Source organism: Streptococcus hyointestinalis (assembly GCF_011039275.1).
GTDB lineage: Bacteria > Bacillota > Bacilli > Lactobacillales > Streptococcaceae > Streptococcus > Streptococcus hyointestinalis_A.
In genome coordinates this window covers 334749-361272 of sequence record NZ_JAAKGB010000001.1, presented here as the reverse complement: position 1 = coordinate 361272, position 26524 = coordinate 334749, and the positions used below count along the sequence as shown (strand labels likewise).

Annotated in this window: 23 protein-coding genes and 1 tRNA gene; 3 read left to right on the top strand and 21 right to left on the bottom strand. The window is 44.0% G+C overall.

The features are described 5' to 3' along the window. Nucleotides 1-48: 48 nt before the first annotated feature. A complete protein-coding gene (locus tag G5B60_RS01900; protein WP_164684093.1) occupies nucleotides 49-840 on the bottom strand; it encodes an enoyl-CoA hydratase in 792 nt (263 codons plus the stop codon). 163 nt (nucleotides 841-1003) lie between these two features. Next, the gene (locus G5B60_RS01895) at nucleotides 1004-1645 is read right to left on the bottom strand and encodes an HAD family hydrolase (RefSeq protein WP_241154466.1); all 642 of its coding nucleotides are present in this window, start codon (nucleotides 1643-1645) and stop codon (nucleotides 1004-1006) included. Nucleotides 1646-1738: 93 nt separating this feature from the next. Between G5B60_RS01895 and G5B60_RS01890 the strand changes: the two genes are divergently transcribed. After that, nucleotides 1739-3088, top strand: coding sequence for an aspartate kinase (locus G5B60_RS01890; RefSeq protein WP_164682322.1), 1350 nt, complete (start codon nucleotides 1739-1741; stop codon nucleotides 3086-3088). Between the two features lie 86 nt (nucleotides 3089-3174). Here the strand turns inward: G5B60_RS01890 and G5B60_RS01885 are convergent. The 5 genes from G5B60_RS01885 to tig all read right to left on the bottom strand — a co-directional run bounded on the left by G5B60_RS01885 (nucleotide 3175) and on the right by tig (nucleotide 8144). Beyond that, nucleotides 3175-3260: transfer RNA gene (locus tag G5B60_RS01885), tRNA-Leu, on the bottom strand. 46 nt (nucleotides 3261-3306) lie between these two features. Further along, nucleotides 3307-4233 (bottom strand): alpha/beta hydrolase, encoded by a 927-nt coding sequence (locus tag G5B60_RS01880; protein WP_164682321.1) that lies wholly within the window; start codon nucleotides 4231-4233, stop codon nucleotides 3307-3309. A gap of 81 nt (nucleotides 4234-4314) precedes the next feature. Next, nucleotides 4315-5922, bottom strand: coding sequence for a CTP synthase (locus G5B60_RS01875; RefSeq protein ID WP_164682320.1), 1608 nt, complete (start codon nucleotides 5920-5922; stop codon nucleotides 4315-4317). 201 nt (nucleotides 5923-6123) lie between these two features. Continuing rightward, entirely contained in the window at nucleotides 6124-6690 is a 567-nt protein-coding gene (gene rpoE / locus G5B60_RS01870) for a DNA-directed RNA polymerase subunit delta (RefSeq protein ID WP_164682319.1), read from the bottom strand. 170 nt (nucleotides 6691-6860) lie between these two features. Then, nucleotides 6861-8144, bottom strand: a complete 1284-nt coding sequence (gene tig / locus G5B60_RS01865; protein WP_164682318.1) for a trigger factor — start codon at nucleotides 8142-8144, stop codon at nucleotides 6861-6863. 157 nt (nucleotides 8145-8301) lie between these two features. On the opposite strand from tig, the gene G5B60_RS01860 reads away from it, so the two are divergent. After that, on the top strand, nucleotides 8302-9165 hold the full coding sequence (locus G5B60_RS01860) for a mechanosensitive ion channel family protein (protein WP_164682317.1): 864 nt from the start codon (nucleotides 8302-8304) through the stop codon (nucleotides 9163-9165). A 14-nt stretch (nucleotides 9166-9179) separates the two neighbouring features. Here the strand turns inward: G5B60_RS01860 and G5B60_RS01855 are convergent, their stop codons facing one another. From G5B60_RS01855 to G5B60_RS01790, 14 genes are all read right to left on the bottom strand, one after another. Next, nucleotides 9180-9743: a TIGR01440 family protein gene (locus G5B60_RS01855; protein WP_164682316.1), complete on the bottom strand. Its 564-nt coding sequence runs from the start codon at nucleotides 9741-9743 to the stop codon at nucleotides 9180-9182. Further along, a complete protein-coding gene (truA, locus tag G5B60_RS01850) occupies nucleotides 9744-10511 on the bottom strand; it encodes a tRNA pseudouridine(38-40) synthase TruA (protein ID WP_164682315.1) in 768 nt (255 codons plus the stop codon). It lies immediately after the preceding gene. Between the two features lie 96 nt (nucleotides 10512-10607). Then, complete coding sequence (asnS, locus tag G5B60_RS01845; protein WP_164682314.1) at nucleotides 10608-11954, bottom strand: asparagine--tRNA ligase; 1347 nt, start codon at nucleotides 11952-11954, stop codon at nucleotides 10608-10610. Between the two features lie 19 nt (nucleotides 11955-11973). Further along, nucleotides 11974-13158 (bottom strand): pyridoxal phosphate-dependent aminotransferase, encoded by a 1185-nt coding sequence (locus G5B60_RS01840; RefSeq protein WP_164682313.1) that lies wholly within the window; start codon nucleotides 13156-13158, stop codon nucleotides 11974-11976. A 117-nt stretch (nucleotides 13159-13275) separates the two neighbouring features. After that, complete coding sequence (locus tag G5B60_RS01835; RefSeq protein ID WP_164682312.1) at nucleotides 13276-14211, bottom strand: ABC transporter ATP-binding protein; 936 nt, start codon at nucleotides 14209-14211, stop codon at nucleotides 13276-13278. A gap of 2 nt (nucleotides 14212-14213) precedes the next feature. Further along, nucleotides 14214-15257 carry an ABC transporter ATP-binding protein gene (locus G5B60_RS01830; protein ID WP_164682311.1) on the bottom strand — a complete coding sequence of 348 codons (1044 nt, stop codon included), beginning with the start codon at nucleotides 15255-15257 and terminating at the stop codon, nucleotides 14214-14216. A gap of 11 nt (nucleotides 15258-15268) precedes the next feature. Next, a complete protein-coding gene (locus G5B60_RS01825; RefSeq protein ID WP_164682310.1) occupies nucleotides 15269-16300 on the bottom strand; it encodes an ABC transporter permease in 1032 nt (343 codons plus the stop codon). A 9-nt stretch (nucleotides 16301-16309) separates the two neighbouring features. Beyond that, nucleotides 16310-17224 (bottom strand): ABC transporter permease, encoded by a 915-nt coding sequence (locus G5B60_RS01820; protein WP_164682309.1) that lies wholly within the window; start codon nucleotides 17222-17224, stop codon nucleotides 16310-16312. Nucleotides 17225-17486: 262 nt separating this feature from the next. Continuing rightward, nucleotides 17487-19133 (bottom strand): peptide ABC transporter substrate-binding protein, encoded by a 1647-nt coding sequence (locus tag G5B60_RS01815; protein WP_164682308.1) that lies wholly within the window; start codon nucleotides 19131-19133, stop codon nucleotides 17487-17489. A 227-nt stretch (nucleotides 19134-19360) separates the two neighbouring features. Next, nucleotides 19361-20254: an ABC transporter permease gene (locus G5B60_RS01810; RefSeq protein WP_164682307.1), complete on the bottom strand. Its 894-nt coding sequence runs from the start codon at nucleotides 20252-20254 to the stop codon at nucleotides 19361-19363. A gap of 14 nt (nucleotides 20255-20268) precedes the next feature. After that, nucleotides 20269-21228, bottom strand: a complete 960-nt coding sequence (opp4B, locus tag G5B60_RS01805; RefSeq protein WP_115268267.1) for an oligopeptide ABC transporter permease — start codon at nucleotides 21226-21228, stop codon at nucleotides 20269-20271. A gap of 1 nt (nucleotide 21229) precedes the next feature. Next, nucleotides 21230-22171, bottom strand: a complete 942-nt coding sequence (locus G5B60_RS01800; protein ID WP_115268265.1) for an ATP-binding cassette domain-containing protein — start codon at nucleotides 22169-22171, stop codon at nucleotides 21230-21232. A gap of 2 nt (nucleotides 22172-22173) precedes the next feature. Further along, a complete protein-coding gene (locus G5B60_RS01795) occupies nucleotides 22174-23169 on the bottom strand; it encodes an ABC transporter ATP-binding protein (protein ID WP_164682306.1) in 996 nt (331 codons plus the stop codon). A 91-nt stretch (nucleotides 23170-23260) separates the two neighbouring features. Then, the gene (locus tag G5B60_RS01790) at nucleotides 23261-25033 is read right to left on the bottom strand and encodes an ABC transporter substrate-binding protein (protein WP_164682305.1); all 1773 of its coding nucleotides are present in this window, start codon (nucleotides 25031-25033) and stop codon (nucleotides 23261-23263) included. A 216-nt stretch (nucleotides 25034-25249) separates the two neighbouring features. Between G5B60_RS01790 and pbp3 the strand changes: the two genes are divergently transcribed. Beyond that, complete coding sequence (pbp3, locus tag G5B60_RS01785; RefSeq protein ID WP_164682304.1) at nucleotides 25250-26509, top strand: D-alanyl-D-alanine carboxypeptidase PBP3; 1260 nt, start codon at nucleotides 25250-25252, stop codon at nucleotides 26507-26509. Nucleotides 26510-26524: the final 15 nt, after the last annotated feature.

Below are 26524 nucleotides of genomic sequence, written 5' to 3'. Positions count from 1 at the left end.
TAACAAAAGTCACGCTTTTTTGCAAGTCTTTCAAAGAATGGCTTTCTTTTATTTTCCCTTAAACTGAGGACGACGTTTTTCAGTGTAGGCACGCACACCCTCTTTAAAGTCGTCGGTAAAGGCTAAGGATTTTTGCAAATCAAGCTCTAACTTCGCATAAGCCTCCCAGTCGGTAAAGGAACTTTGCCAAACCATTTCTTTGATGGCTTTAAAGGAGTTGACTGAGCTGCGCTTCAACTTTTTGATGAGTTGTTGCGCCGTTTTTTCTAACTTTTCAGACTCACAAACCTTGTAGACAATGCCGTATTCAAGAGCTTTATCAGCTTTTAGCCCTTCTCCTGTCATGGCAAGATGAGTGGCACGATTAACGCCAATAGCTTTTGCTAAGAGGTACAAACCACCTGCATCAGGCGCCAAACCAACGCCCACAAAAGCTTGGATGAACTTAGTCTTGTCAGAAGCAATGACAAAATCACAAGCCACTGCCATATTAGCTGCAGCACCTGCAACAGCACCGTCTGTTAGCATAATAACAGGCTTTGGCAATTTCTTGATAGCAAAGGAAATGTCATTGACCAACTCAGCGATTCGAACAAGTGATTGAACATCGTCTGCTGCAACAGCACGCTCCATCTCAACCAAGTCGCCCCCTACTGAGAAAACTTTTCCATTGGCAGCAAACGTAAGGATACGCACTGCCTCGTCCTTTGCTGCCATATCAAGAGCAGATAAGATTTCTTCGCAAATGGGGATATTAAAGCCGTTTGACACTTCTGGACGATTAAGCGTTAGTCTAGCGACCTCATCCTCCACATCATAGGTAATGTGTTTAAAAGACATCATGTCTCCTTTTCTCTATACTTTTAATTTGATAATCAAACTATTCAAAAACAAAACTATTCTAGCATAAACTACGGCTTAAAATCAAGTTATTTTAAGAATTTTTTAATTTGATGATTCAAGCTATTTTATAAAGCAAAGTAAAAAAGATTAGACAATACGTCTAATCTTTTTCCAACAAATCACTCAAACGCTGAATAAAACCTGCTGCTTGTGACTGATCCATACCAAAGCGTGTATCCTTGACTGCCCAAGTGGTCAGCCCAGCAGCCACTCCCGCTGCGATACCTTTTTCGCTATCCTCAACCACTAAAATGTCCTCTTTTGGACAACCAATTTGGCGTGCTGCCTCCTCATAGATGGTTGGATCAGGCTTACTTTCTACAAATTCCTCCCCAGATAAAATAACCTTAAAGTAAGACCTGATATTCATCGAATCCAGCGCTTTTAGGATATCTGATTTGGTTGAGCTGGACGCAAGACCAAGCGCAATGCCTTTTTTATCTAAAGCCTCAATCACAGAAACCGTGTCATCAAAGACCAGACTTGGATAAGGCAGAGGGTGCTTATCCTTGTAGGCAGTATAGTCTTTTTGCAGCTTGTCAACATCCCATTTGTCATAGTCATCACGCAGTATATGCTGCCAAACCTGCTTCATATTGCCACCAATAAAGAAACTTGGTGGCAGGTGCTTGATAGAAATCCCTCGGTCATTTAAAAAGACCTCACGACGCCGATAATAAAAACTCTCGGTGTCAAACAAAACGCCATCCATATCAAAAATTATCGCTTTAAAATTCATCATAGCTCTATTATACTATCATTTTCTTTGAAAAACTACTGACACATTGTCTGAATTTTGCTATAATTTAGACAAAACGCAATAAAGGATGTTTTCATGAAAGTTACAAAATTTGGAGGCAGCTCACTCGCCTCCGCAGCACAACTCTGTAAAGTCTTAGATATCATCAAAGCCGACTATGAACGCCGCTTTGTCATCGTCTCAGCCCCTGGAAAGCGCACGTCTGAAGATACCAAGGTCACAGATGCTTTGATTAAATATTATCAAAACTATAAGGCAGGTAACGACGTCACTGCTGATCAAGAGTGGATTATCGAGCGCTACCGTGCTATTATCGAGGAATTGAGCCTTGGCTCTGCTATTTTAGACAAAATCGCAAAAGCTATCAAAAATCTTGCTACGCTTCCTATCGAAAATAATCGCTTTTTGTACGATACTTTCTTAGCAGCTGGCGAGGACAATAATGCCAAGTTGATCGCTGAATTTTTCAGCCAAAATGACGTGCCTGCTCAGTACATTCACCCTAAAGAAGCGGGTATCATCGTCTCTAGCGAACCTGGCAATGCTCGCATTCTCCCTAGCAGCTATGATAAACTGGAAAACCTGCGTGAATACAATGACGTGCTTGTCATTCCTGGATTTTTCGGAGTGACTGTTGACGATGAGATTTGTACCTTCTCTCGTGGCGGTTCTGATATTACAGGCTCTATCGTAGCAGCTGGTGTCAAAGCAGACCTCTACGAAAACTTCACAGATGTCAACGGTATCTTTGCCGCTCACCCTGGGGTCATCGACAATCCACACTCTATCCCTGAGTTGACTTATAAGGAAATGCGTGAGCTTGCTTATGCTGGCTTTTCAGTGCTTCACGATGAAGCGCTTATCCCTGCTTACCGTGGGAAAGTCCCTCTTGTCATCAAAAACACCAACAACCCAGACCACCCAGGAACCAAGATTGTCATCGAGCACACTGGAAAGGATATCCCGGTCATTGGTATTGCTGGAGATGACCACTTTGTCAGCATCAATATGTCCAAATACCTCATGAATAGAGAGGTCGGCTTTGGACGTAAGGTCCTTCAAATCCTCGAAGACCTCAACATCCGCTTTGAGCACATGCCAACGGGTATTGATGACATGTCTATCGTTCTTCGTGACCGTGAGTTGACTCCAATCAAAGAGCAAGAAATCATTACGCAACTCACTCGCAAACTCGAAGTGGATCACGTTGATATCCAGCACGACCTCTCTATCATCATGATTGTCGGCGAAAACATGAAGAGCCAAGTTGGTGTCATGTCAACGGCCACCAAGGCGCTCTCTGACAACCACATCAACTTGACCATGATTTCACAAGGCTCAAGCGAAGTATCTATCATGTTCGTTATCAACAGCGAAGATGAGAAAAAAGCCGTTCGTGCCCTTTACGACGCTTTCTTTAAGTAAATGAAAAGCCACTTTCTGTGGCTTTTTTGCTACGCTCATTCCTACTTTAGAGAAACAAAAAAGCCGAGCTTCTTGCTCGACCAATCTGCGGAAAGAGGGACTTGAACCCTCACGACCTAAAGCGGTCACAGGATCCTTAGTCCTGCGCGTCTGCCAATTCCGCCATTTCCGCTCATCAACATAATAAATTATATCAATTTACCTTGTTGATGTCAACACTATTTTCCATATTTTTTCAAAAAAAGTGAAATTTTTTCTTTATAGGTTTGCGGGTCTTTTTCAAATGACTTGGCATGACCAGCTCCTTTTGCGATATAGAGCTCTTTTGGTCCTTGTGTGGCAGCGTAGTTTTCATAGACCATTTCTGTCGGCACAAAGGTGTCATTGCCACCGTGGATAAAGAGCGTCGGCAAATGGTTTTTGGCTAACTGTTTGACACTGCTTGCCTCACCGTAGCTAAAGCCTGCACGAATCTTAGACAAAGCAGAGACCTCGTAAAGCAGTGGAAAGGCTGGCAGATGATAGAGCTGCTTGGCTTGATAGGCGAGCTCATCCCAAACGCTAGTGTAGCCACAGTCCTCGATAATGGTTGTAATCTGGCTCGGCAGTTCTTCACCACTTGCCATCATGACGGTAGCCCCACCCATGGAAACCCCAAACAAGGTGATTTCAACCGAAGGATTTTGACTGATGAGGATATCTGCCCACTTGAGGACATTTAAGCGGTCGTTCCAACCGTAGCCGATAATCTGCCCCTTGCTGTTGCCGTGAGCGATATTATCTGGCATGAGCACATTGTAACCCAGCTCATGAAACATATAGCCATAGGCTTTCATGTATTTTTTACTGCTGGTAAAACCATGTACTACGATGACCGTTTTATCCGTTTTCTTTTCCGCTGGCACATACCATGCTTCTTGCTTAATGCCTTGATTTTCCATGGTATCTGTCTCATAAGTCAGCTTATCAAAAGCCTTCTCATAAGCGTACAGAGGGCTGGTCTTTGCGATACCGCCACTGCCGACAAAGGACTTCTCCCCACGCACTTGAGCGACGTGGAAAAAGTAAAAACTGGCTAAAACCGTCCCTAAAAAAAGAATACCTACTATAATCGCAGCTAAGCGTCGTTTCCTTAATTTTTTCATAACACCTATTATACACTAATTTAGCAGATTGGCAACATGAGAAAAAGTGAGAAAACCAAGTTCTCTCACTTTAATCACTTATTAGTCATTCATGTTTTCAACCGCAGCTGTCACAAAGGCTGTGTAGAGTTCTTCGGCACGGTTTGGACGTGATTGCAACTCTGGGTGATATTGAGCAGCGACGAAGAATTTCTTGTCTGGTAATTCGACAATTTCCATGAGGCGGTTGTCTGGAGAGACACCAGAGAAGACAAAGCCTGCTTCTTCAAACTGTTCACGGAAATCTGTGTTAAACTCATAGCGGTGACGGTGACGGCGTTGCACCACTTCTTGGTTGTTATAGGCTTCAGCCGCTTTAGAGCCGACTTTTAGCTTACATGGGTAAAGCCCTAGGCGAAGCGTTCCACCCATATCTTCGATGTCAATTTGGTCACGCATGATATCAATGATTGGATATGGTGTTTCTGGGTCTAGCTCAGCAGAGTTTGCCCCTTTAAGGTTAAGGACGTTACGAGCAAACTCGACACAGGTCAACTGCATACCAAGACAGATCCCTAGCATTGGCACATCATTTTCACGTGCATAACGAATGGCTTCAATCTTACCTTCTGTCCCACGATGACCAAATCCACCAGGCACAATGATACCATCTGCGTCACCGACAAGCTCAGCGATATTCTCACTTGTCACATCATTGGCATTGACCCATTTGAGGTCAATAGCCACATCATTGACATAACCTGAGTGCTTGAGGGCTTCTACGACAGAGAGATAAGCGTCTGGCAATTCCACATACTTACCAACCAAGGCGATTTTGACTTTCTTCTCAAGGTTCATCACCTTGTCTACCATAGCTGTCCACTCGGTCATATCAGCCTTAGGCGCATCGATTTTCAGATGGTCACAAACAATCTGATCCATGTTTTGTGCTTGCATATTAAGCGGAATTTGGTAGATGTGATCAACGTCTAGTGACTCAATAACGGCTTCTGGTGCCACGTCACAGAACTGTGCTAGTTTGTTTTTGATGTTTTGACCAGCTGGCTGTTCTGTACGAATAACCAGCATGTTCGGTTGAATCCCAAGACCACGCAACTCTTTAACAGAGTGTTGAGTTGGTTTTGTCTTCATCTCACCAGCAGCCTTTAGGTAAGGCAAAAGCGTTGTGTGGATGTACATGACATTGTCAGAGCCGACATCCGCTTTCATTTGGCGAAGCGCTTCAAGGAAAGGCAGGCTCTCAATATCACCAACAGTTCCACCAACCTCAGTGATAATCACGTCTGAGTCTGTTGTGGTCGCAGCACGTTTGATTTTTTCTTTGAGCGCATCTGTGATGTGTGGAATAACCTGCACAGTTGCTCCCAGATACTCACCACGGCGTTCTTTTTTCAAGACTTCGCTATAAATCTTACCCGTTGTGACATTAGAGTATTTGTTGAGGTTAATATCAATGAAACGCTCGTAGTGACCAAGGTCAAGGTCTGTTTCCGCCCCATCATCGGTCACGTAAACCTCACCGTGCTGATAAGGACTCATAGTCCCTGGGTCAATATTGATATAAGGATCAAACTTTTGAATCGTCACTTTTAACCCACGATTTTTCAACAAGCGACCAAGACTTGCAGCAACAATCCCTTTACCAATAGAAGAAACGACACCACCAGTTACAAAAATATACTTTGTCATTAAAGCACTCCCCTAAAAATAAAATTAGTCGTCATATTCTGACGATTGCAAAAGAGAAAACCGATTGCTAAGCAACCGTTATTGACCATAAAACAAAAATAGCTCCCTATGGTACTAGGGAGCACGACCTCAAAATGAGGTGCCCGATATTTACTATAAACTATATGTGGGCTTTTGTCAATTAAAAATCAACAGAAAATCTTATTCTTCCTCATCCTCGTCGTCTTCATCTTCTTCGTTGATGTCAACTTCTTCATCTAAGTCAGCGTCTGGGATGATTTCATTGATTTCAGAGTCGTAAGATTCGACTTCTGATTTTTCATCGTCTGGATTTTCATCGTCATATTCGCTATTAGCATTAGCTGAGTAATCCTCATCTTCTGGATCATCGTCGTTGTAGTCAATAGCGTCTTCGTCACCATCCATAAAGGCATTGACACGTTTGTGCTTGCGTTTTGGTGCATTGTCATCCTCTTCTTCAAGGGTGATGACTTCTTCGTCAATCTCATCAATAGCGTACCAAGAACGCAGTCCCCAACGGTTGTCCCCGAGAGGAATAAAGCTACCGTCAGTGTTTAGGTCAGAGTAAAATCCTGGTAGTGCTTCACGAATAGTCGCATCTGATTTTTCAAGGTAGACTTGAATTTCATTGACAAGGTCACTGAAATACATCTCATGGTCACGTCCACGCTCTTCTAGGATGGCACGTGCCACTTCAATCATTGACAATTCGCTTTTTTCTTGCCCTTTAAATACATCTAATTCCAAAGCAGTTCTCCTTATCGATGTTAAATTAGCATCCTGTATAAACAGTCCCCTAATTGTCATTACTCTCTATTGTACGCTATTTTTGCGGTTTCGTCAAAGGGAATTCAAGAAATTTGAACAAAATCAAGAAAAAACAAGCTTGAACATCTCCAAACTTGTTTTGGTAAACATTATTTGACTTTTGCAGAGCTTGTCACAGCTTCGATCGCTTTTTTCATTGCGATGTCGTGTTTAAGCATTTCTGGTGAAAGGAGGTTGCGTACTTGTTCAGCTTCCATGCTGTACTCTGTAGCAAGGTCGTTGATTTCTTTTTCGACTTCTTCATCACTTGCTTCAAAACCTTCTGCTTTAGCAATAGCTTCGATGACAAGGTTTGTTTTCACACGTTTGTCAGCGTCTGCTTCGTATTGTTTGTGAAGGTCTTCTTGGCTTGTTCCAGTCATTTGGAAGTAAAGGTCTGGTGAGATACCTTGACGTTGAAGGTTACCAAGGAATTCGTTCATCGCACGGTGAACTTCGTCGTGAACCATTTCTTCTGGAAGGTCGATGATTTCAGCGTTAGCTACTGCAAGCTCGATAGCTGCATTTTCAACAGCGTCATCAAAGGCAATTTCTTTGGCAGCTTCAAGTTCTTTGCGGTATTTTGCTTTCAACTCATCAAGTGTGTCCACTTCTTCGTCGATGTCTTTAGCCAACTCATCGTCAAGCGCTGGAATTTCTTTTGCTTTGACTTCGTGAACAGTTGTCACAAACTTAGCGTCTTTACCAGCAAGGTCTGCTGCTTGGTAGTCTTCTGGGAAAGTAACATTGACATCTACTGTGTCACCAGCTTTGCTACCAACCAATTGGTCCTCAAAACCTGGGATGAATTGACCTGAACCAAGTTCAAGTGAGAAGTCATCACCTTTACCACCGTCAAATTCAACACCGTCAACAGAACCAACAAAGTCGATCACAACAGTGTCACCTTTTTCTGCTGCGCCGTCTTTGATAGCAAGTTCAGCAAGGTTGTTGCGTTCACGCTCAATCTTAGCGTCTACTTCTTCGTCAGTCACTTCTTTGCTAGCTTCTACTGACACTTCAAGGTCTTTGTAGTCACCAAGTTTAACTTCAGGTTTTGTCACAACTTCAGCAGTGATAACCCATTCTTGACCTTTTTCCATAGAAGTCACGTCAAATTTTGGTTGTGCAACAACATCCAAGCTAAGCTCAGCAACTGCTGCTTCGTATGCTGCTGGTAAAAGAGCGTTCAAAGCGTCTTCGTAAAGCGCTTCTTCACCAAATTTTTGATTGAAAACAGCACGTGTGATATGACCTTTACGGAAACCTGGAACAGTCAAATCTTTCTTAATTTTATTAAAGCTGTTGTCAAGTGCTGGCTGGATTTGGTCTTGACTAATTGTAAATGTAACGACACCACGGTTTGTGGCTGTATTTTCAAATGATGTAGACATGACGTCATTTCTCCTTAAATAATATTAGATACAGTTTAGTTTATCATATTTTGGCGGCTTTTAAAAGTTTTTTATAGCTTTTTTATGCTTTGCAGGCTTTTTTGCCAATTTTCAATTAAGACTTGCTCTCTTTTTTATTTTTTACTAAACTTATCTTATGACTATTTTAGAAAAATACTGGGATCAACTACATCTTGACCAAATTGGAGTGACGCTCATTTCAAAGACAGTTGCTCTCATCAATCTTTTTATCCTCTTTCTCATTTTAAAGCGTGTGGCAGAGTTTTTCTTTAACAAGATGGTCGTCAAGTCTCTAGCACTCACGACCCAATCTGACGCTCGAAAAAAGACCATCGCAAGGCTACTGCACAACTGCCTCAACTACACGCTTTATTTCTTTTTGATTTACTCCATTTTAAATATCATCGGAGTGCCTATCTCAAGCCTTTTAGCTGGGGCTGGGATTGCAGGGCTAGCCATTGGGCTTGGAGCGCAGGGCTTTTTATCCGATGTGGTCAACGGCTTTTTCATTCTGCTTGAAAATCAATACGAAGTCGGTGATTCTGTCGTTATCGGCAGTGTCACAGGTACCATTACAAGCTTAGGATTACGCACAACGCAAGTCAGAGATTTTGATGGGACACTGCATTTTATTCCTAACCGCAGCATTACTGTCGTTAGCAATCAATCACGTGGCGATATGCGGGCTCGAGTTGACCTGCCTATCTACGCCCATACAGACTTAGAAAAGGTCACTGAAGTGATCAAGGCGGTCAATAAAGAGGAACTTCCAAAATACCCACAAGTCGTTGAGACACCAAACATCCTAGGACCCGTCTATACCAGCGGTGGGCAGCTGGTCTTTCGGATTGATTTGTTTGTGGATAGTGGGCAACAAAATAGCATGTACTCCACCTTTTATGGGCTTTATCAAACAGCGCTGATAGATGCTGGTGTGGAGCTGCCAACACCCATCCTAACCACTTCAAAAACAAATTCATCAACAAGCAAAAAGAGCTGATTATCAGCTCTTTTTTAGTATTTTCGGATTGGATCTGCTAGATACTGCGCACGGCTGCCACCGATTAGCTTTGGACGGCTGGCGAGCGCTGTCACGTGAGCGCCACCAAGTTCTCTCTGCAAAGGGACAAGAGGCACCTGCACACGCTTAATGTGCATGCCAATGCTGGTATCACCAATATCAATCCCAGCATGTGCTGTAATTTCCTCCACCTCAACAGGGTCATCCATGAACTTAAAGGCTGCTAACTGCCCGCTACCACCTGCATGGAGACTTGGTAAGACATTGACAATCTCTAGGTCCTTTTCTTCTGCCAGACTGCGCTCCACAACCAAGGCACGGTTCAGGTGCTCACAGCCCTGAACTGCTAGAAACAAACCTCGCTTATCCAGCTCATCAAGGATGGTTTTAACGATGACTTCGCCAACCTCGACACTAGAATTTTGCCCAATGACAGAACCAAGCACTTCACTGCTTGATAGCCCTAAAACAAAGATACTCCCTGCTCTTAAGGCACTTTTGTCTAAAATATCGCAAACAATCTCCTGCGTTTGCTCTTTAAGAAGCTGTAAATCCATCTAATCTCCTTTTGTCATCTCATCATCATAGCTAATCTCTCTCAGATAAAGCCCTTGCCCAGCAGCTGTTGGACCTGCTAGCTGTCTATCCTTTGTCTCAAGGACGGTTTTTATCTGGCTGACTGGCATGCGGTTATTGCCGATTTTGAGCAGCGTTCCCACCATATTACGCACCTGCTTATAGAGAAAGCCTGTCCCTGTAAAGGTAAAGGTGATGAGGTGACTCTTCTCATCATAGCTCAGCTCTGCTCTTGTAATGGTGCGCACCTTATTGACAACGCTGGTGCCTGAGGCGGTAAAGCCTGTAAAGTCATGCTCCCCCACCAAGTCTTTTATCGCTTCTGCCATCTTCTCTATATCAAGTTCATAGGGAAATGGCGTTGCGTAGTGGCGCATCATGGGATTTTTAGGGCGACCATTGTCCACCAAAAACTCATAGGTTTTGAGGTGCTTGTTGTAGCGAGCATGAAAGTCGCTAGACACTTTTTCCACACTGACCACGTCAATATCATCTGGCGTCTGAGTATCAAAGGCAAAGCGTAGCTTTTCTAGGTCCCTATCCTGCGGTAAGTCAAAGTGGATCACCTGTCCATAAGCATGCACCCCACTGTCTGTCCTGCCAGCTCCATGCACCTGCACCGGCTCACCACTATTTAAGCGCTGTAATGTCTTTTCTAGCTCTCCTTGGACAGAGCGCATGCTTGGCTGGCGTTGAAAGCCAGCAAACAAAGTCCCATCATAGGAGATGATAGCTTTATATCTTGTCATAGGTTGATTATACTCTATTTTCAGCTTTAATTTCAACTATTTTGGTGAAGAAAGGTATTCAAAAAGAAAAAACGATAACGTTTTTTCTCTTTTTTATTAAGGTTTAATACGGTGAAGCATACGTGGGAATGGGATGGCTTCACGGATGTGCTTAGTACCTGCCACAAAGGTCACCATACGCTCTAAACCAAGTCCAAAACCACAGTGTGGGACAGAGCCATACTTACGCAAGTCAAGATAGAAAGCGTAGTCGTCTGGGTTCAGACCGTTTTCTTTGATTTTCTCAAGTAGCTTGTCATAGTCAGTCTCACGCTCTGAACCACCGATGATCTCACCATACCCTTCTGGAGCTAATAGGTCAGCACACAAGACACGCTCTGGGTTGCCTGGGACAGGCTTCATGTAAAAGGCTTTAAAGCTTGCTGGGTAGTTGACGATAAAGGTTGGCACACCAAAGTAGTTTGAAATCCATGTTTCATGTGGTGAGCCAAAGTCATCGCCATGCTCTAAGTGCTCATAGTCAGCCCCCTCTTCACCCTCATGCTCTTGCAGCAACGTGATAGCATCGTCATAGCTGATACGCTTGAACGGCTCTTTGATGTATTTTTCAAGCAGAGTCACATCACGCTCTAAGATGTCAAGAGCTTGCGGTGCACGATCAAGCACACCTTGGATGAGCGCTTTGACATAAGCCTCTTGCAAATCAAGCGATTGGTCATGGCTAAGGAATGGATACTCCGCATCCATCATCCAAAACTCAGTCAAGTGACGGCGTGTTTTTGATTTTTCCGCACGGAAAACAGGTCCAAAGTCATAGACACGACCAAGCGCCATGGCACCCGCTTCTAGGTAAAGTTGACCTGATTGGCTGAGAAAGGCAGGGTTGCCAAAGTAGTCTGTCTCAAAGAGCTCCGTTGTGTTTTCAGCGGCATTTCCAGACAAAATCGGACTATCAAACTTGATAAAGCCATTCTTGTCAAAGAAATCAGCTGAAGCATAGATGATGGCGTTGCGGATTTGCATGATTGCCATTTGACGGCGTGAACGCAACCACAAATGACGGTGGTCCATCAAAAAGTCTGTACCGTGCTCTTTTGGTGTGATAGGGTAGTCAACAGACTCGCCAATAACCTCAAGGTCTGTCACATCAAGTTCGTAGCCAAATTTTGAACGCTCGTCCTCTTTGACGATACCTGTCACGTAGACAGAAGTTTCTTGGCTGAGGTGTTTGATGGTGTCAAACTTTTCAAGTCCTAGCTCTTCACCGTACTTTTCGATGAGATTTGGCTTGAAGGCAACAGCTTGGAAGTAAGCTGTCCCGTCACGCAATTGCAAGAAGGCTAATTTTCCTTTTCCTGATTTATTGGCAACCCAAGCGCCGATAGTCACTTCTTGACCAAGGTGCTTAGGCACATCAATAATGGATACTAGTTCTTTTGACATAAGATTCTCTTTTCTATTTTTATTCGGCTTCCATAAAAGCTTTGAGGCGAGAGACCGCTTCTTTTAGCGTATCAAGGTCAGTGGCATAAGACAAGCGCACATTTTCAGGTGCACCAAAGCCCTCACCTGTCACCAGCGCAACACCTGTTTCTTCTAGGATAGCGTCGGTGAAGTCTGTGACGTTGGTGTAGCCTTTCATCTCCATGGCTTTTGTGACATTTGGGAAGAAATAAAAGGCACCTTGTGGTTTGACCACTTCAAAACCTGGCACTTCACACAGTAGCGGATAGATGGTATTTAGTCTTTCTTCAAAGGCTTGGCGCATGGTCTCAACCGTATCTTGAGTGCCAGTCAGCGCTTCGATGGCTGCGTATTGAGAGACGGTCGTTAGATTTGATGTCGTCTGGCTGATGATCTTACTCATCCCTGCGATAATCTCGCTATCCCCAACTGCAAAACCAACACGCCAGCCAGTCATAGCGTAAGTTTTTGACACACCATTGATGACAATGGTTTGTTTTTTAATGGCTTCAGACAAGCTTGAGATCGGTGTGAAGGTCGTGCCATTGTAGACCAAGCGTCCGTAGATATCATCAGCTAGGATGAGAATATCATGCGCTACCGCCCAGTCTCCGATAGCCTGTAGTTCTTCTCTCGTGTAGACCATGCCTGTCGGATTTGACGGGCTGTTAAGTAGAAGCACTTTTGTCTTAGTAGTTCTGGCAGCCTCTAGCTGGTCAACAGTGACTTTGAAGTGATTTTCCTGCGTGGCATCCACAAAGACAGGCACACCCTCTGCCATCTTAATCTGGTCAGCATAAGACACCCAGTATGGCGTTGGAATGATGACTTCATCAAGCGGATTGATGACCGTCATGAAAAAGGCATACAGGATAAACTTGGCACCAGTCCCTGCAACGACTTGATTGGGCGAAATCGTGTAGCCGTAAAACTGCTCAAAGTAAGTCCCAACAGCCTCTTTTAGCTCAGGCAGACCGCTCGCTTGCGTATAAAAGCTCGCACGCCCGTCTGTGATAGCAGAAATGGCTGCTTCTTGGATATTTTGTGGTGTTACAAAGTCAGGCTGTCCCAAAGTCAAGGGCAGGATATCACGTCCTTGACTGGCTAATTGCTTCGCTTTTGCGGCTGCCTTTAAGGTAACACTCTCTTCCATGGATAAAACACGCTCGGATAATTTTGTCATTTAAATCACTCCCTCTAGCACGGCGTAGTTAGTACTATTATAGCAGAAAAAAAGCGATATGGGTATAGCATTTCCGCTTTAATACAAAAGAACTTGGACTTATCCAAGTTCTTTTTTCTATTCTTGATGTTCTTTTTTGAAGTTTTCGGCTTCTTCTTCTGTTGACCAGACGAAGTGCCCTGGTGTGATTTCACGCATTTCACGCTCTTGCCCATCAAGCTCAGCACTTGGGTCATACAGGGTATGAACACGTTTGCGTTCCTTAATCGGATCTGGCTCTGGAATAGCAGAGAGCAGGCTCTTTGTATATGGGTGGATAGGATGATTGTAGACATCATCTGACGTTCCAATCTCAAGGAGTTTACCCCAGTGCATAACACCGATACGGTCTGAGATGTACTTGACCATAGACAGGTCATGGGCGATAAAGAGATAAGTCAACCCTTGCTCATGTTGCAGTTTTTGCATCAAGTTAACAACTTGCGCTTGGATAGACACGTCAAGCGCTGAAATCGGCTCATCAGCGATGATGAATTTTGGCTCAACTGCCAAAGCACGAGCGATACCGATACGTTGACGTTGTCCACCAGAGAACTCATGCGGGTAGCGTGTTAGGTGGTCTTTATTGAGCCCTACAAGCTCTAGCAACTCCTCCACTCGCTGGTCACGCTCTGCCTTGCTGTGAACGAGATTGTGAATGTCAAGCCCCTCAGCCACGATGTCACGGATTTTCATACGACCGTTAAGACTGGCTTGCGGGTCTTGGAAAATCATCTGCGCATCCTTGCGGAAGCCATGGAGCGCTTTTCCTCTGAGGTTTGAGATGTTTTCACCGTTGAAAATCATCTCACCACCGTCAATGTCGTACAGTTTTAAAATCGTACGTCCGACAGTCGTCTTACCAGACCCAGACTCACCAACGAGTCCAAAAACCTCTCCCTCATAGATGTCAAAGCTGACATTGTTGATTGCTTTAACTTCGTTTGATTTTCCTTTGTTAAATGTCAGGGAAACATTTTTCAATTCCACTAACTTTTTAGAGTGGTTCACCATGTCTAGTTAGCTCCTTTCATTTTTTCCCATCTCGCCCAGCGTGCTTTGATTTTTTCAGGGACGTCCACTTTTGGTGCACGCTCATCTAAAAGCCAAGTCGCCGCATAATGGGTATCTGAAACCTTGAAAAATGGCGGTTGTTCCTCGTGGTCAATATCAAGCGCAAAGGCATTACGTGCCGCAAAGGCATCTCCTTTTGGCGGATGAAGAAGGTCTGGCGGCGTTCCTGGGATAGACTGGAGACTACCAGACTCGGTATCTGTCGTTGGCATAGAGTTCAACAAGCCCCAAGTGTATGGGTGTTGTGGGTAATAAAAGACCTCATCAACCGTTCCGTACTCAACGATTTTACCAGCATACATAACCGCCACACGGTCAGCCATACCTGCAACCACACCCAAATCGTGCGTGATAAAGATGATAGACGACTCACGCTCTTTTTGGATTTTTTTCATCAATTGTAAAATCTGTGCTTGGATAGTCACATCAAGCGCTGTAGTTGGCTCATCGGCAATCAAGACTTGCGGATTCGCAGCCAATGCAATAGCGATAACAGCACGTTGACGCATCCCACCTGACCATTGGTGAGGGTAGTCGTTGATATGCTCTTCCGCATTTGGAATACCAACGTCCTTCATCAATTGGAGAGCTCTATCAAGCGCTTCTTTTTTCGAAATCTTCTCGTGAATCAAGATAGGCTCTGCAATCTGCATACCAATACGCATAGTAGGGTCAAGGCTGGTCATCGGGTCTTGGAAAATCATGGCAATATCATTTCCACGCACCTTTGTCCACTCACTCTCAGTCAGCTGTGTCAAGTCACGTCCTTGATAGAGGATTTCCCCAGAGATTTCAGCATTTTTAGCGTTTAAGCCGATAAGAGTCTTTGTGGTAACAGATTTACCAGAACCAGACTCCCCAACGATAGCCAGCGTTTCGCCCTTTTTAAGGTCAAAATTGACATCACGAATCGCCTTTACTTCCCCAGCATAAGTATGAAAATCAACGTGGAGATTTTTGACGTTTAAAAGTGTTTCTTTAGACATGTTTCTTCTCCTTAGTCGTTACTTGATTTAGGGTCAAAGGCATCACGCAAACCATCACCTAAAAGGATAAAGGCAAGTGAGATAACCACAAGAGCTAGGGCTGGTAGCACCACTTGGTAAGGGTAGTATTGCAGATTTTCTTGCGCATCCGCAATCAATGAACCTAGAGACGCCGTTGGTGGTTTTACCCCAAGGTTGATGGCAGAAAGCACCGCTTCGTACATGATGGCACTTGGAATGGTCATCATGATTTGCACGATGATAATCCCAGAGATATTTGGCAAGATATGCTTAAAGGCAATCTTTGGACCACTCTCACCTAGAGAGCGTGCAGCTAAGACAAAGTCCCGCTCACGATAGGACAGCGTCATGTTACGCACCTGCCGTGACATACTGGTCCAGCCTGTAAAGGCGATGGAGATGACAATAGCGGTAATACCATTTCCTAGCAAAAGCCCAAGCATGGTCACGATAACAAGGTTCGGAATAGAAGAGACGACCTCAACGATACGCTGCATGACCGTATCGACCTTACCTCCGACATAACCTGAAACCAGACCATAAGTCACCCCGATAATCAAGTCGATAATCGTCGCTGAAATAGCAACCAATAGAGAGATACGAATCCCTACAATCAGACGTTTTCCAAGACTACGTCCGACACTATCTGTACCAAAAATAAAGCTTTGATTGTCTGGCACACCTTGGTCTTTGTAGACATTAGTGCGCTCTGTCGCTCCAGCGTACTTCATGGTACCATTCCAAAATGGCAGATTACCACTTAGTTTTGGTGGCAAGTTACGGTAAACTTCAACTTCTTTGTTGTTGATAAGGGTATTTGCGGACTTACTTGAGACAAATAAGTTTGACGCTAACGAAAAGATAATCAAGAAAATCAAAAACCACATGGAAATAACGGCAAGCTTGTTTTTCTTGAGACGACGCCAAGCATCCTGCAAGAATGATAAGGCTGGTTTTTCAATTTTTTCCTGTTCACTGGTTGAACTAACCCCAACCAGTTTAAATGATTTTGTTGTGTCCATGTATCCTCCTTATTGCAAACGCACACGTGGGTCAACGATACTTGTAATAACGTCAGTAATCAAGATAGCGACCATGAGCATGGCTGCGTAGACAATCGTTGTTCCCATGATAACGGGATAGTCCTTGGCTGGGATAGAGGTGACAAAGAGTTGTCCGATCCCAGGGATTGAGAAGATTTGCTCAATCAAAGCAGAACCCGTCAACAGACCAGCGGTTGTTGGACCGATAAGGGTCAAAACGGGAATCATCGAGTTGCGGTAAGCGTGCTTAATGGCAACTTGACGTCCATTGAGACCTTTAGAGCGAGCCAGCTGGATGTAGTCTGAGTTGAGCGTTTCAATCATCTCGCTTCTAAAGAAACGTGATACTGTCGCAAGTGTTGGAAGACCAAGTGAGAGCGTTGGAAGCACGGACTGTGCAAAAGTTCCCCAACCTGATAGCGGAAGAAGGTTCCACTTGAAACCAAAATAATCTAACAAGAAAAGACCAATAATGAATGAAGGCATTGAAATCGCCAAGGTCGCAAGCACACTAAGTGTTGCATCAATCTTGTCATTTTTGTGACTAGCAGAAATCCCACCAACAATGATACCGCCGACCAAACCAACAATCAAGGCTTGGATACCCAGCTGAACGGAAATACCAAGACGTTGGGCAATCATACGTCCTACAGGTTGGTTGACAGACTGATAACTTGTCCCAAAGTCACCGTGGAGAACATTCCAAAGGTAGCTTAGGTATTGTTGCCAGACAGGCTTGTCTAGTCCATACTGTTTGTTCAACAAAGCAATCATCTCATCGCTAAGTTTAGGATTGTTATAAGGGGTTCCTGGCAAAATCTGCATCAGAAAGAATGAGAAAGTTACCACGACCCACAGTGTTACTAATAAAATAGCAAGGCGTTTTAAAATATACTTGACCATTATACCATTCCTTTTTTCACTAGTTTGTTTGTCGCTGTTTCAGCTATTTCCAAAAAACAATCTCAAAAAACTCATTACTATATTATCAGCTTTCTGTCAAAATAGCAAAGTTCTTTTGAAATATTGTGAAAAAAGCTAAAGCAGTTTTGATGATAAAACCCCTTAGCCTTCTTCTTTTTTCTCCTGAAATAGACCATTAACAAAAGCAAGAATTGGGGCTTGCCAATTCCTGCTTTAACGGTTAAACGACAATGTCTATTGATTATTTTTTATAAGCGTGAGTGAAGTCTGTTTTCAGACCTGTTGTGTTTTCGACAAGTCCAGTAAGTTTTGGATTGCGAAGATATTTTTTGTTACGGAAGTAAAGTGGGTTGTAAGCTGCTTCGTCATAAAGAATCTTTTCAGCTTCTTTGTAGTCTTGAGCGCCAGCGTCTTGGTCTGTAGCGTCTGTTGTGATGGCTTTAGTGTAAGCAGCATCGTAAGCTTCACTGTTAAACTTACCGTAGTTGTAAGCTGCTGTTGATTGGAAGAGTCCATAGAAAGTAGAACCTTCTGGATAGTCACCACCCCAAAGTGTCACAACAACGTCAAAGTTTTGGTTCTTAGAGTCTTCAAGACGTTGCTTGAAGGTAACGAATTTTTCCTCAACAGTAAGACCTGGAAGTGTTGATTCCCAAGCAGACTTGATATAGTCTACAAGGTTCTTAGCAGCTGGGCTATCTGCGTCTGCTGTGATAGCAATCTTAAGGCTTGTTAAACCTGCTTCAGCAAGACCTTCCTTGAAGAGCTTAGCGGCTTCTTTAGCGTCGTACTTGTAGCCTGGTGCAACGATATCTGTCAAGTCTTTACCGTCTGATAGGGTTTCAAGCTTGTAAGGGACAAGGGCAGTTGCAGCAGTTGAACCTGTATCAACAGAGGCTTTTACGACAGCGTCACGGTCAGTTGCCAAGTTGAGGGCTTGACGGATTTTCTTGTTGTCAAGACCTTTTGTTGAGCCTGACATGTTGTAAGCCATGTAAGCTGTTGTTGCTTCAAGAACGTCTACAACGTCTTTGTTGCTCTTGTTAGCATTGTAGATAGCTGTTGTTCCTGAAATATCTGCAGTATCAAGCTCGCCACGTTTGTACATTTGAACGGCTGTATCTGGTTTTTTAACGGTTTGGATGTTGACAGTGTCAGTCTTAACATTCTTCGCATCCCAGTAGTATTTGTTTTTCTTCAACTTGAAGGTACCGTTTGAGCCGTTCCAGCCTGTCACAGTGTAAGGACCAGAGTAGACTTGGTATTTAGAAGCAGTCGCATAGTTTTTACCATATTTTTTAACAACTGATTCTTTTTGTGGCATGAAGTTAGGGAAAGCTAGGAAGTATTTGAACTGAGGTGATGCGCTTGTCAAGGTAAAGACAAGTTTCGTGTCACTTTCAGCCTTAACACCAAGTTGGCTAAGGTCTGTGATTTGACCAGAGTTGATCTCAGCAGCGTTTGCCACGTGTGCTTCACTGACAAGGTAAGCGTACTCAGACGCTGTTGATGGGTCAACCATACGTTGCCAAGAGTAGACAAAGTCTTTGGCAGTTAGTTTGCTACCGTCTGACCATTTTAGGTTGTCACGAAGGGTAACTGTGTAAGTTTTACCGTCATCAGAGACGTCCACTTTTTTAGCAAGGTCAAGCTCAAGCTTGTTATTGTTACCCATGCGATAGATGTTACTTCCAGAGTTACCGATAGCAGTACTAGAGTAAGTATCTGTCACTTTAGAGTTGTCCAGTGTCAAAATCTCAGTTGGCAAGTACCAATTGATGTCTTTTGATGAGCTTGTGCTACTAGAGCTGTTACCGCAGGCTGCCAAAGTAGCAGCTGCCACTAAGGCAGTTCCTGCTGCGACGAGCCATTTTGTTTTTTTCGCCATAAACATTTCACCTCATAGTTAATTTTTTCTTAATGTCTCAAAAAGACGTTATAACGAACACCCTTATTATACCTTAAAAGTTCCTAAAAGAAAAGTTTTATTGTGTTATATTCTGAATATTTGTACAAGCATTGTCTAAAAAATCCTTAAAATATGCGTGTTTTTGGCATATTTTTACAGTAAAAAGGACCTAGCAGGCAAGCTAAATCCTTTTTACTTATTTTTAATTATCCAAGACGTTGTCTAGCGTCTGCTACACGTTGAAAGGCTTGTCCAACATAGTTGATACTTAACATCATCACAAGGATGAAAACAGTCGCTGGCAGCCAAATCCAAGCTTTATTTTGCAAAATATCCTGATTACGAGCATAAGCAATCAAGGTTCCTAGACTCGGTGATGTCGCTGGCAAACCAAAGCCAAGATAAGTCAGTGACGTTTCAATCCCGATGTTACCCGCAAAGTTCAGTGTCAAGTTGACAATGACAAGCGAGCTGATATTGGGCAAAATCTCACGCAACATGATGACAATATCACTCGTTCCCAGTGTCTTAGAAGCACTGACATAGTCAAGGCTGGCTTCAGATAGAACCCGTGTCCTAAAGAGCCTTGCCTTTGCCGTCCAATAAAAGGCGCTCATAATGAGGATAAAGTGATAAATGGTGTAAGACTTGATGACCGTTACAAACACGATGATGAGGAGCAAAATTGGCAAAATCATGATAAAGTCCACAATCCGCATCAAGATACCATCAATACGACCACCATAGTAACCTGAAATCAGACCGACAGACACACCGATGACACTGGTGATAATCGTGATGGAAAAACCAATCAAAATTGAATTTCTAGCACCGATAATCAATTGCCCAAGGACATCACGTCCATAAGAGTCCGTTCCCAAAAGGTGTCCTTCATAGCCTGGTGGCAAGTTTTTAGAGATGATGTTTACACCCATAACCTGCTCTTGGTCGATAAAGAGTGAGCCGATAAAAACAAATGCCAAAATCAAAACCAACAAAGTCAGCGAAACCAAGGCTACCTTGTCTTTTAAAAATTCGCGACTAATAACGCTAAATCCTGTTGGATTGAGAGTTTTAGTTTGTGTATTTTCCTTACTCAAAAGAGAACCCCCTTCTACTTAATCCGAATACGAGGATCGACAATACTCATGATAATATCTGATAAAAGCGTTCCTAGTAGTGTCGCTAGTCCAAACATCAACAGCAGTGCCAAGATGACAGCATAATCCCGCTGAGAGATAGAGGTCAAAAAGAGCTGACCAATCCCTGGATAGGTAAAGATACTTTCAATAAACACTGACCCACCAATCAATCCTGTCAATTCATAACCTAAGAAGGACGCAATTGGTAGCAATGAGTTTCTAAAAATATGACGATTGTAAACCACACGCTCTGGCACACCCTTTGCCCTAGCTGTACGGACATAGTCCTGTGACTTGGCGTCAATGATACCTGTCCTTAGGTACTGGATAGTCCCTGTTGTGGACAAAATAGCTAGCGTAATCGCCGGCAAAATCATATGATAAAGCCTGCTAAAGAGAGCACTCACACCTGTCAATCCTGCCTCGACAGAACCCCTCGTTGGGAACCAGCCCAAAACATAACCAAACAACCATAAGAGCAAAATCGCAAAGACAAAGGTTGGTGTAGAGTAGGTCAAAAAGTTATAGATGGTGATGAGCTTATCTGCAAGGGAGTTTTGATAGCGCCCTGCTATCATCCCCAGTGGCAAAGCGATGAGATAGGTCAAGATAAGGGTCAAGAGTGACAACCAAACCGTGTTATTTAACCGTTGACCAATAACCGTCAAAACAGGTTGCTTGAAAGTGATACTTTGTCCAAAATCACCATGTAAGATGTTACCCAACCATTTGAAATACTGGATATAGACAGGGTCATAATAACCAGCTTTTATGCGCAGCTGCTCAACGACTTCTGGGCTGATTTTAGGGTCTTGCTCAAGTGCTGTATAGGCATCCCCTGGCATCATTTTTGAAATAAAGAAGGCGATAATACTAAGGATAATCAACTGAGGTATCATCAGCAGTAAGCGCCTTAAAATTGTCTTCCACATATTAGCGACCTCCTTTGCTATCAAGAGCTACCTTATGGCTTGGTGTGATGTCCTGAAGGTCAAACACTCTGCCATTGGCATCAAAATACTGCGCCTGCTGCTCACGAAAGGCTTTTTCGGTCTCTCGTCTTTTAGCTTTATTAGCGTCACGATTGACAGGGTCAAGGGTTGGAACAGCAGATAAGAGTCGCTTGGTGTAGATATGACGAGGATCGCTATAGATTTCAGCTTTTTTTCCTGTCTCTACGAAACGTCCACGATACATGATATAAAGCTCATCACACATATGACGGACAACCCCTAGGTCATGGGAGATAAAGAGATAGCTGACGTTAAACTCCTCTTGGATACGCTTCATGTAGTTGAGGATTTGCGCTTGCACGGACAAGTCAAGGGCTGAGACAGGCTCATCTGCGATGATGAGACGAGGGTTACTGGCTAGAGCACGTGCAACACCGATACGCTGACGTTGCCCTCCTGAAAACTCATGCGGGTACTTGTAGAGCGCTTCCTCACCGAGACCAATCGTGTCCAGCAAAGACAGCACTTTTTGGCGTTCTTCGCCTGCTGACAAGCGCTCAAAATTGCGAATAGGCTCTGCGATGATATCTAGAATACGCTTTTTAGGATTAAAACTAGAGAGCGAGTCTTGGAAAATCATCTGCACGTTTTTGCTAAAGTGCTCCTTGTCACGGCGTTGCTTGTTGGTGACGTCCTTGCCCTCATAAAAGACCTTACCAGAAGTCGCTTTTTCAAGACCGATAATAGTTTTTCCAATCGTTGACTTGCCAGAGCCAGACTCTCCGACGAGACCATAGGTCTTACCAGCTTCGATGTGCAAGTCAACACCATCCACAGCATAGACATAGTCTGTCACACGATTGAAAAAGCCACTGCGAATCGGATAATGAACCTTTAAATCTTTCACTTCAATAAATCCCATAGCTATCTCTCACTTTCAAAGTCAAAATATTTATAGCAGGTGCAGCGGACAAAATGTCCTGGTGACACTTCGTGTAAGCTTGGATGAGCCTCGTGTTTATCATCTGCTATCCATTTGATACGTGGTGCAAAGCGGCAACCTTCTCGCTTGATATTAGCAATAGACGGAACGGCACCTGCGATGACATAAAGCTCCTCGTCGTCACGGTCAACCTGTGGGTTGGAGCGCAGAAGCGAGCGTGTGTAGGGGTGTTTTGGATGTAAGAAGAGCTCTTCTACTGGAGCAATCTCGACAAACTCGCCAGCATACATGACCGCCACACGGTCTGCCGTCTCAGCAACGACCCCAAGGTCGTGTGTAATCAAGATAATCCCTGACTTGGTTTCTTCTTGGATATCCTTTAGCAAGTCCAAGATTTGCGCTTGAATGGTTACATCAAGGGCTGTTGTCGGCTCGTCTGCGATGATAACCGCAGGTTTACAAGACAGCGCCATAGCAATACCCACACGTTGGCGCATACCTCCAGAGAGCTCATGAGGGTATTGGTTGTAGGTACGCTTTGGATTTGGGATACCGACTTGGTCTAAGAGCTCAAGCACACGTGCCTCACGCTCTTTATCCGTCATTTTCTTGTGGAAATAGAGTGCCTCATCAATCTGTGCCCCAACAGTCATCAAAGGATTGAGCGAAGCCAGTGGATCTTGGAAAATCATGCCGATGTCATTGCCACGGATGGCATTAAAGGCTTCTTCGGATAAGCCAACGAGATTTTGCCCTTTGTAGTTAATCTCGCCTGTGATTTTGGTGTTGTGCGGGTTGTGTAGTCCCATGATGGCAGTTGCTAGAGTAGACTTACCACAGCCAGACTCACCGACGATGGCTATGATTTCATTTTCCTTGACCGCTAGTGAGACATCATCAACGGCGTCATAGAAATCATCTCGTATCCTAAAGCCAACATGCAAGTCCTTTATATCTAATAGCGTATCACTTGTCATTGTTTTTCCTTTCTTCGTGTATAGAAAAAGAGGAGAAGGCTTGTATCAAACGTTTTGTTTGATACCTCCTACCTCCTCAATGTCATCAAGACTATTTATCAGCTACACCTTTGTCTGAGACAACTTCGATGTTGTTCGTTTGACCGTCCTTTGCTCCGATTTCAGTATCGTAAGCTTTGACACGTTTATTGACTGCTACAACAGCGTTTGTCTCAAAGAGTGGGACAGCGTAGAGTTGTTCGTTAGAGTATTCTTGCCATTCTTTGTAGGCTTTGATACGGTAGTCTTTGTCCATGGCTTTTTCAGAGACAAGTTTCTTAAAGAGCTTGTTTTGTTTTTCAGAGACAAAGCCTGTGTAGTTCAGGTTGGTTGTATCTGGTCCCCAGAGTCCGAGCGGTGATGGGTCAAATCCTGTACCAAAAGCACCTAAGAACATATCTACTGAACTGTCACTCTTTTGCACTTCTTCATAGAAGGCGTTCTTTTCCATGGTACGTCCACCATAGAGCTCTACCTTGACACCGATTTCTTTCCACCATGCGATGTACTGCTGAATCATAGACTCAAAGGCGTCACCACGCTGGGGTGCTGCAAGAGTGAGCTTGAAGGATTTACCTTTAGGGTCTTCAACGTAGCCGTCGTTATTCGTATCCTTGTAGCCTGCTTCTTTGAGCAGTTTTTTCGCCTTATCTTGGTTAAAGCTGTAGCTCTTGACATCATCAGAGTGAAGGTCTCCAAAGAAACTAATCTCAAGCGTTGTCGCTGGGAACCAGAGTCCATTGTAGACAGAGTCTCCGATTTTCTTGTTGTCAAGGGCGTAAGCGAGGGCTTGACGAAGTTTGACATTGCTTGCTTTAGCACTTGAGTTCATGACACGCTTGTCATTTTCAATCTTACCAAGCTTAAAGCCAAGATAGTGAAGCGTGTTTTCTTTTGAGCCTAGCAAAGTGACATTGCTCAAATCTTTGAACTGGTCATATTGGTCGCTTGGCACAGTTGTGATGTCGTAGTGTCCTGCCTTGACCTCTTGGGCGATAGTGTCTGGTGATACCACATCCACCTTGAGGTTTTTAGTCTTTGGCTCGCCCTTGTAGTAGTAAGGGTTTGCTTCGTAGACGACTGACTCCCCTGAGACAACGCTTTTAATCTTGTAAGGTCCCATGCCGACAAACTTAGCCGTTCTAGCATAGTCGCTCTTTTCCCAATCTTGGACAGGGATGTCTTTAAAGATATGTTGTGGAGCGACAAAGTTAGGCAGGTAGCTCACATAAGTCATTGATGGGTTCATCTCGCTGTAGTGGAGAACAACGGTATAGTCGTCTTTCTTTTCCACACCTGAGATGGTGTCGGTCTTGCCTTCGTGGTAGTCTGCCATACCGACAATACCAGCAAAACCATCGGAGTAACGAATACCTGCGTAGTCTTTACTTCCAATTTGATAGATGGTAAAGATATAGTCGTCAATGGTAAAGGGTTGACCATCTGACCATTTGTAGTCTTTACCTGTTAATGTGACCGTAACTGTCTTTGCGTCATTATCAAACTTAACAGAAGCTAGACCTGAATCGTCAATTTGTAGATTTTTATCACTACCAAACATAGACTCATCCACATAACCAGCGAAATTAAGGTCAATATTTCGTTCTGCTATCTCATCCATAAAGATTCCCGTACCGCCTGATGAATCTACAATGGCAGCATTCAAAGTTGCGTTAGCTTTAGCTGTCCCTTTGTTTTTCACTGTTGTAGGGAGCGAGCTTTGGTCTACGCTCTTACTGGATGATGATTTGTTGCCACATGCTGCTAAAGCGCTTACTGCAAGCAAAGTCACACCTGCTGTTATAAACCATTTTGACTTCTTCATATAAACTACCTCTTTTTCTTTTGACATCCCTTATCGATCTCTCGTAAGAAGTACCTCTATTTTACCTTAAATTTTTCTAAAAAGGAAGTCTTTTTGTCGTTATTTTCTGAATATTTGTGCAACAAAACGCTTTAAATCCTTTATTTTCAAGGCATTTGCCTTTTTTAAGTGAGAAAGTCTTTTTTCTTCTTTTGATTTCTATGGTATAATGTGTGTATGAAAAATACTCGATTTTCTTTTGCCTTAAAGGCTATTTTTCTGTCTGTTTTGCTCTGCTTTGTATTGGCGACAAGCTCTGCTTTGGCGCAGGATTTTGACGCTGCGGCTGAGCATGCTATCGCTGTCGAGGCAAGCACAGGCAAGATTTTATATGAAAAAGACGCTGATACACCAGACGGTATCGCCTCCATCACAAAACTTTTGACCATTTATCTGGTTTATAAGGACATCAAAGAGGGAAAGCTCTCTTGGAACACCAAGGTCGACATTTCAGACTATGCCTATGACCTGACGACCGACTCACTGGCTAGTAACGTCCCTATGGAAAAGCGCCAGTACACGGTCAAAGAGCTGGTTAATGCTTCTCTTGTCGCTAGTGCTAACAGCGCAGCCATTGCCCTTGCCGAAAAAGTCGGAGGCAGCGAGTCCAAGTTTGTCGATATGATGAGCGCTCAACTCAAAGAGTGGGGGATAAGTGACGCTAGTCTGGTCAATAGCTCTGGGCTCAACAACAGCATGCTGGGCGACAATATCTATCCAGGCTCTAGCAGTGACGCTGAAAACATGATGAGCGCTAAGGATGTCGCTATCGTGGCGAGACATCTGATTTTGGACTTTCCAGAGGTGCTGGATATCACGAGCCAATCGACCAGCGACTTTGACGGGGTGACCATGACCAGCTCAAACCTCATGCTCAAGTACATGACCAGCTATCGTGACGGCGTTGATGGGCTCAAGACTGGTACAACTGACCTTGCTGGCGCTTGCTTTGTCGGCACGACCGAGGAGAATGGCATGCGCATTATCACGGTTATCCTAAACGCTGATAATGGCGATACAGACAGCACTGCTCGCTTCACTGCCACCAACAACCTCATGAACTATATCTACACGACCTACACTGTGCAGACCGTTCTTGAAAAAGGGCAAGCCTACAAAAACAGCACCGTAGAGGTGCTCGACGGGAAAAAGCCTGACGTAACTGCCGTTGCCAAAGACACCTTCAAGGTCATCACACCACGCACGACAGCTTCTACTGCCCTCACCTTTGACCTCAAGAAAGAAACACCAACCGCTCCTGTAACAAAAGGGCAGACGGTAGCCACCCTGACCTACAAGGACAAGAGCTTAGTCGGTTCTGGCTACCTAGACGGTGAGCCTAGTGTCCAGATGGTCGCTAAAACTGATGTCAAGCGCAGCTTCTTCCTCAAAGTCTGGTGGAACCACTTCGTTCGCTACGTCAATGAGAAACTATAAAAAGATTGGAAACGA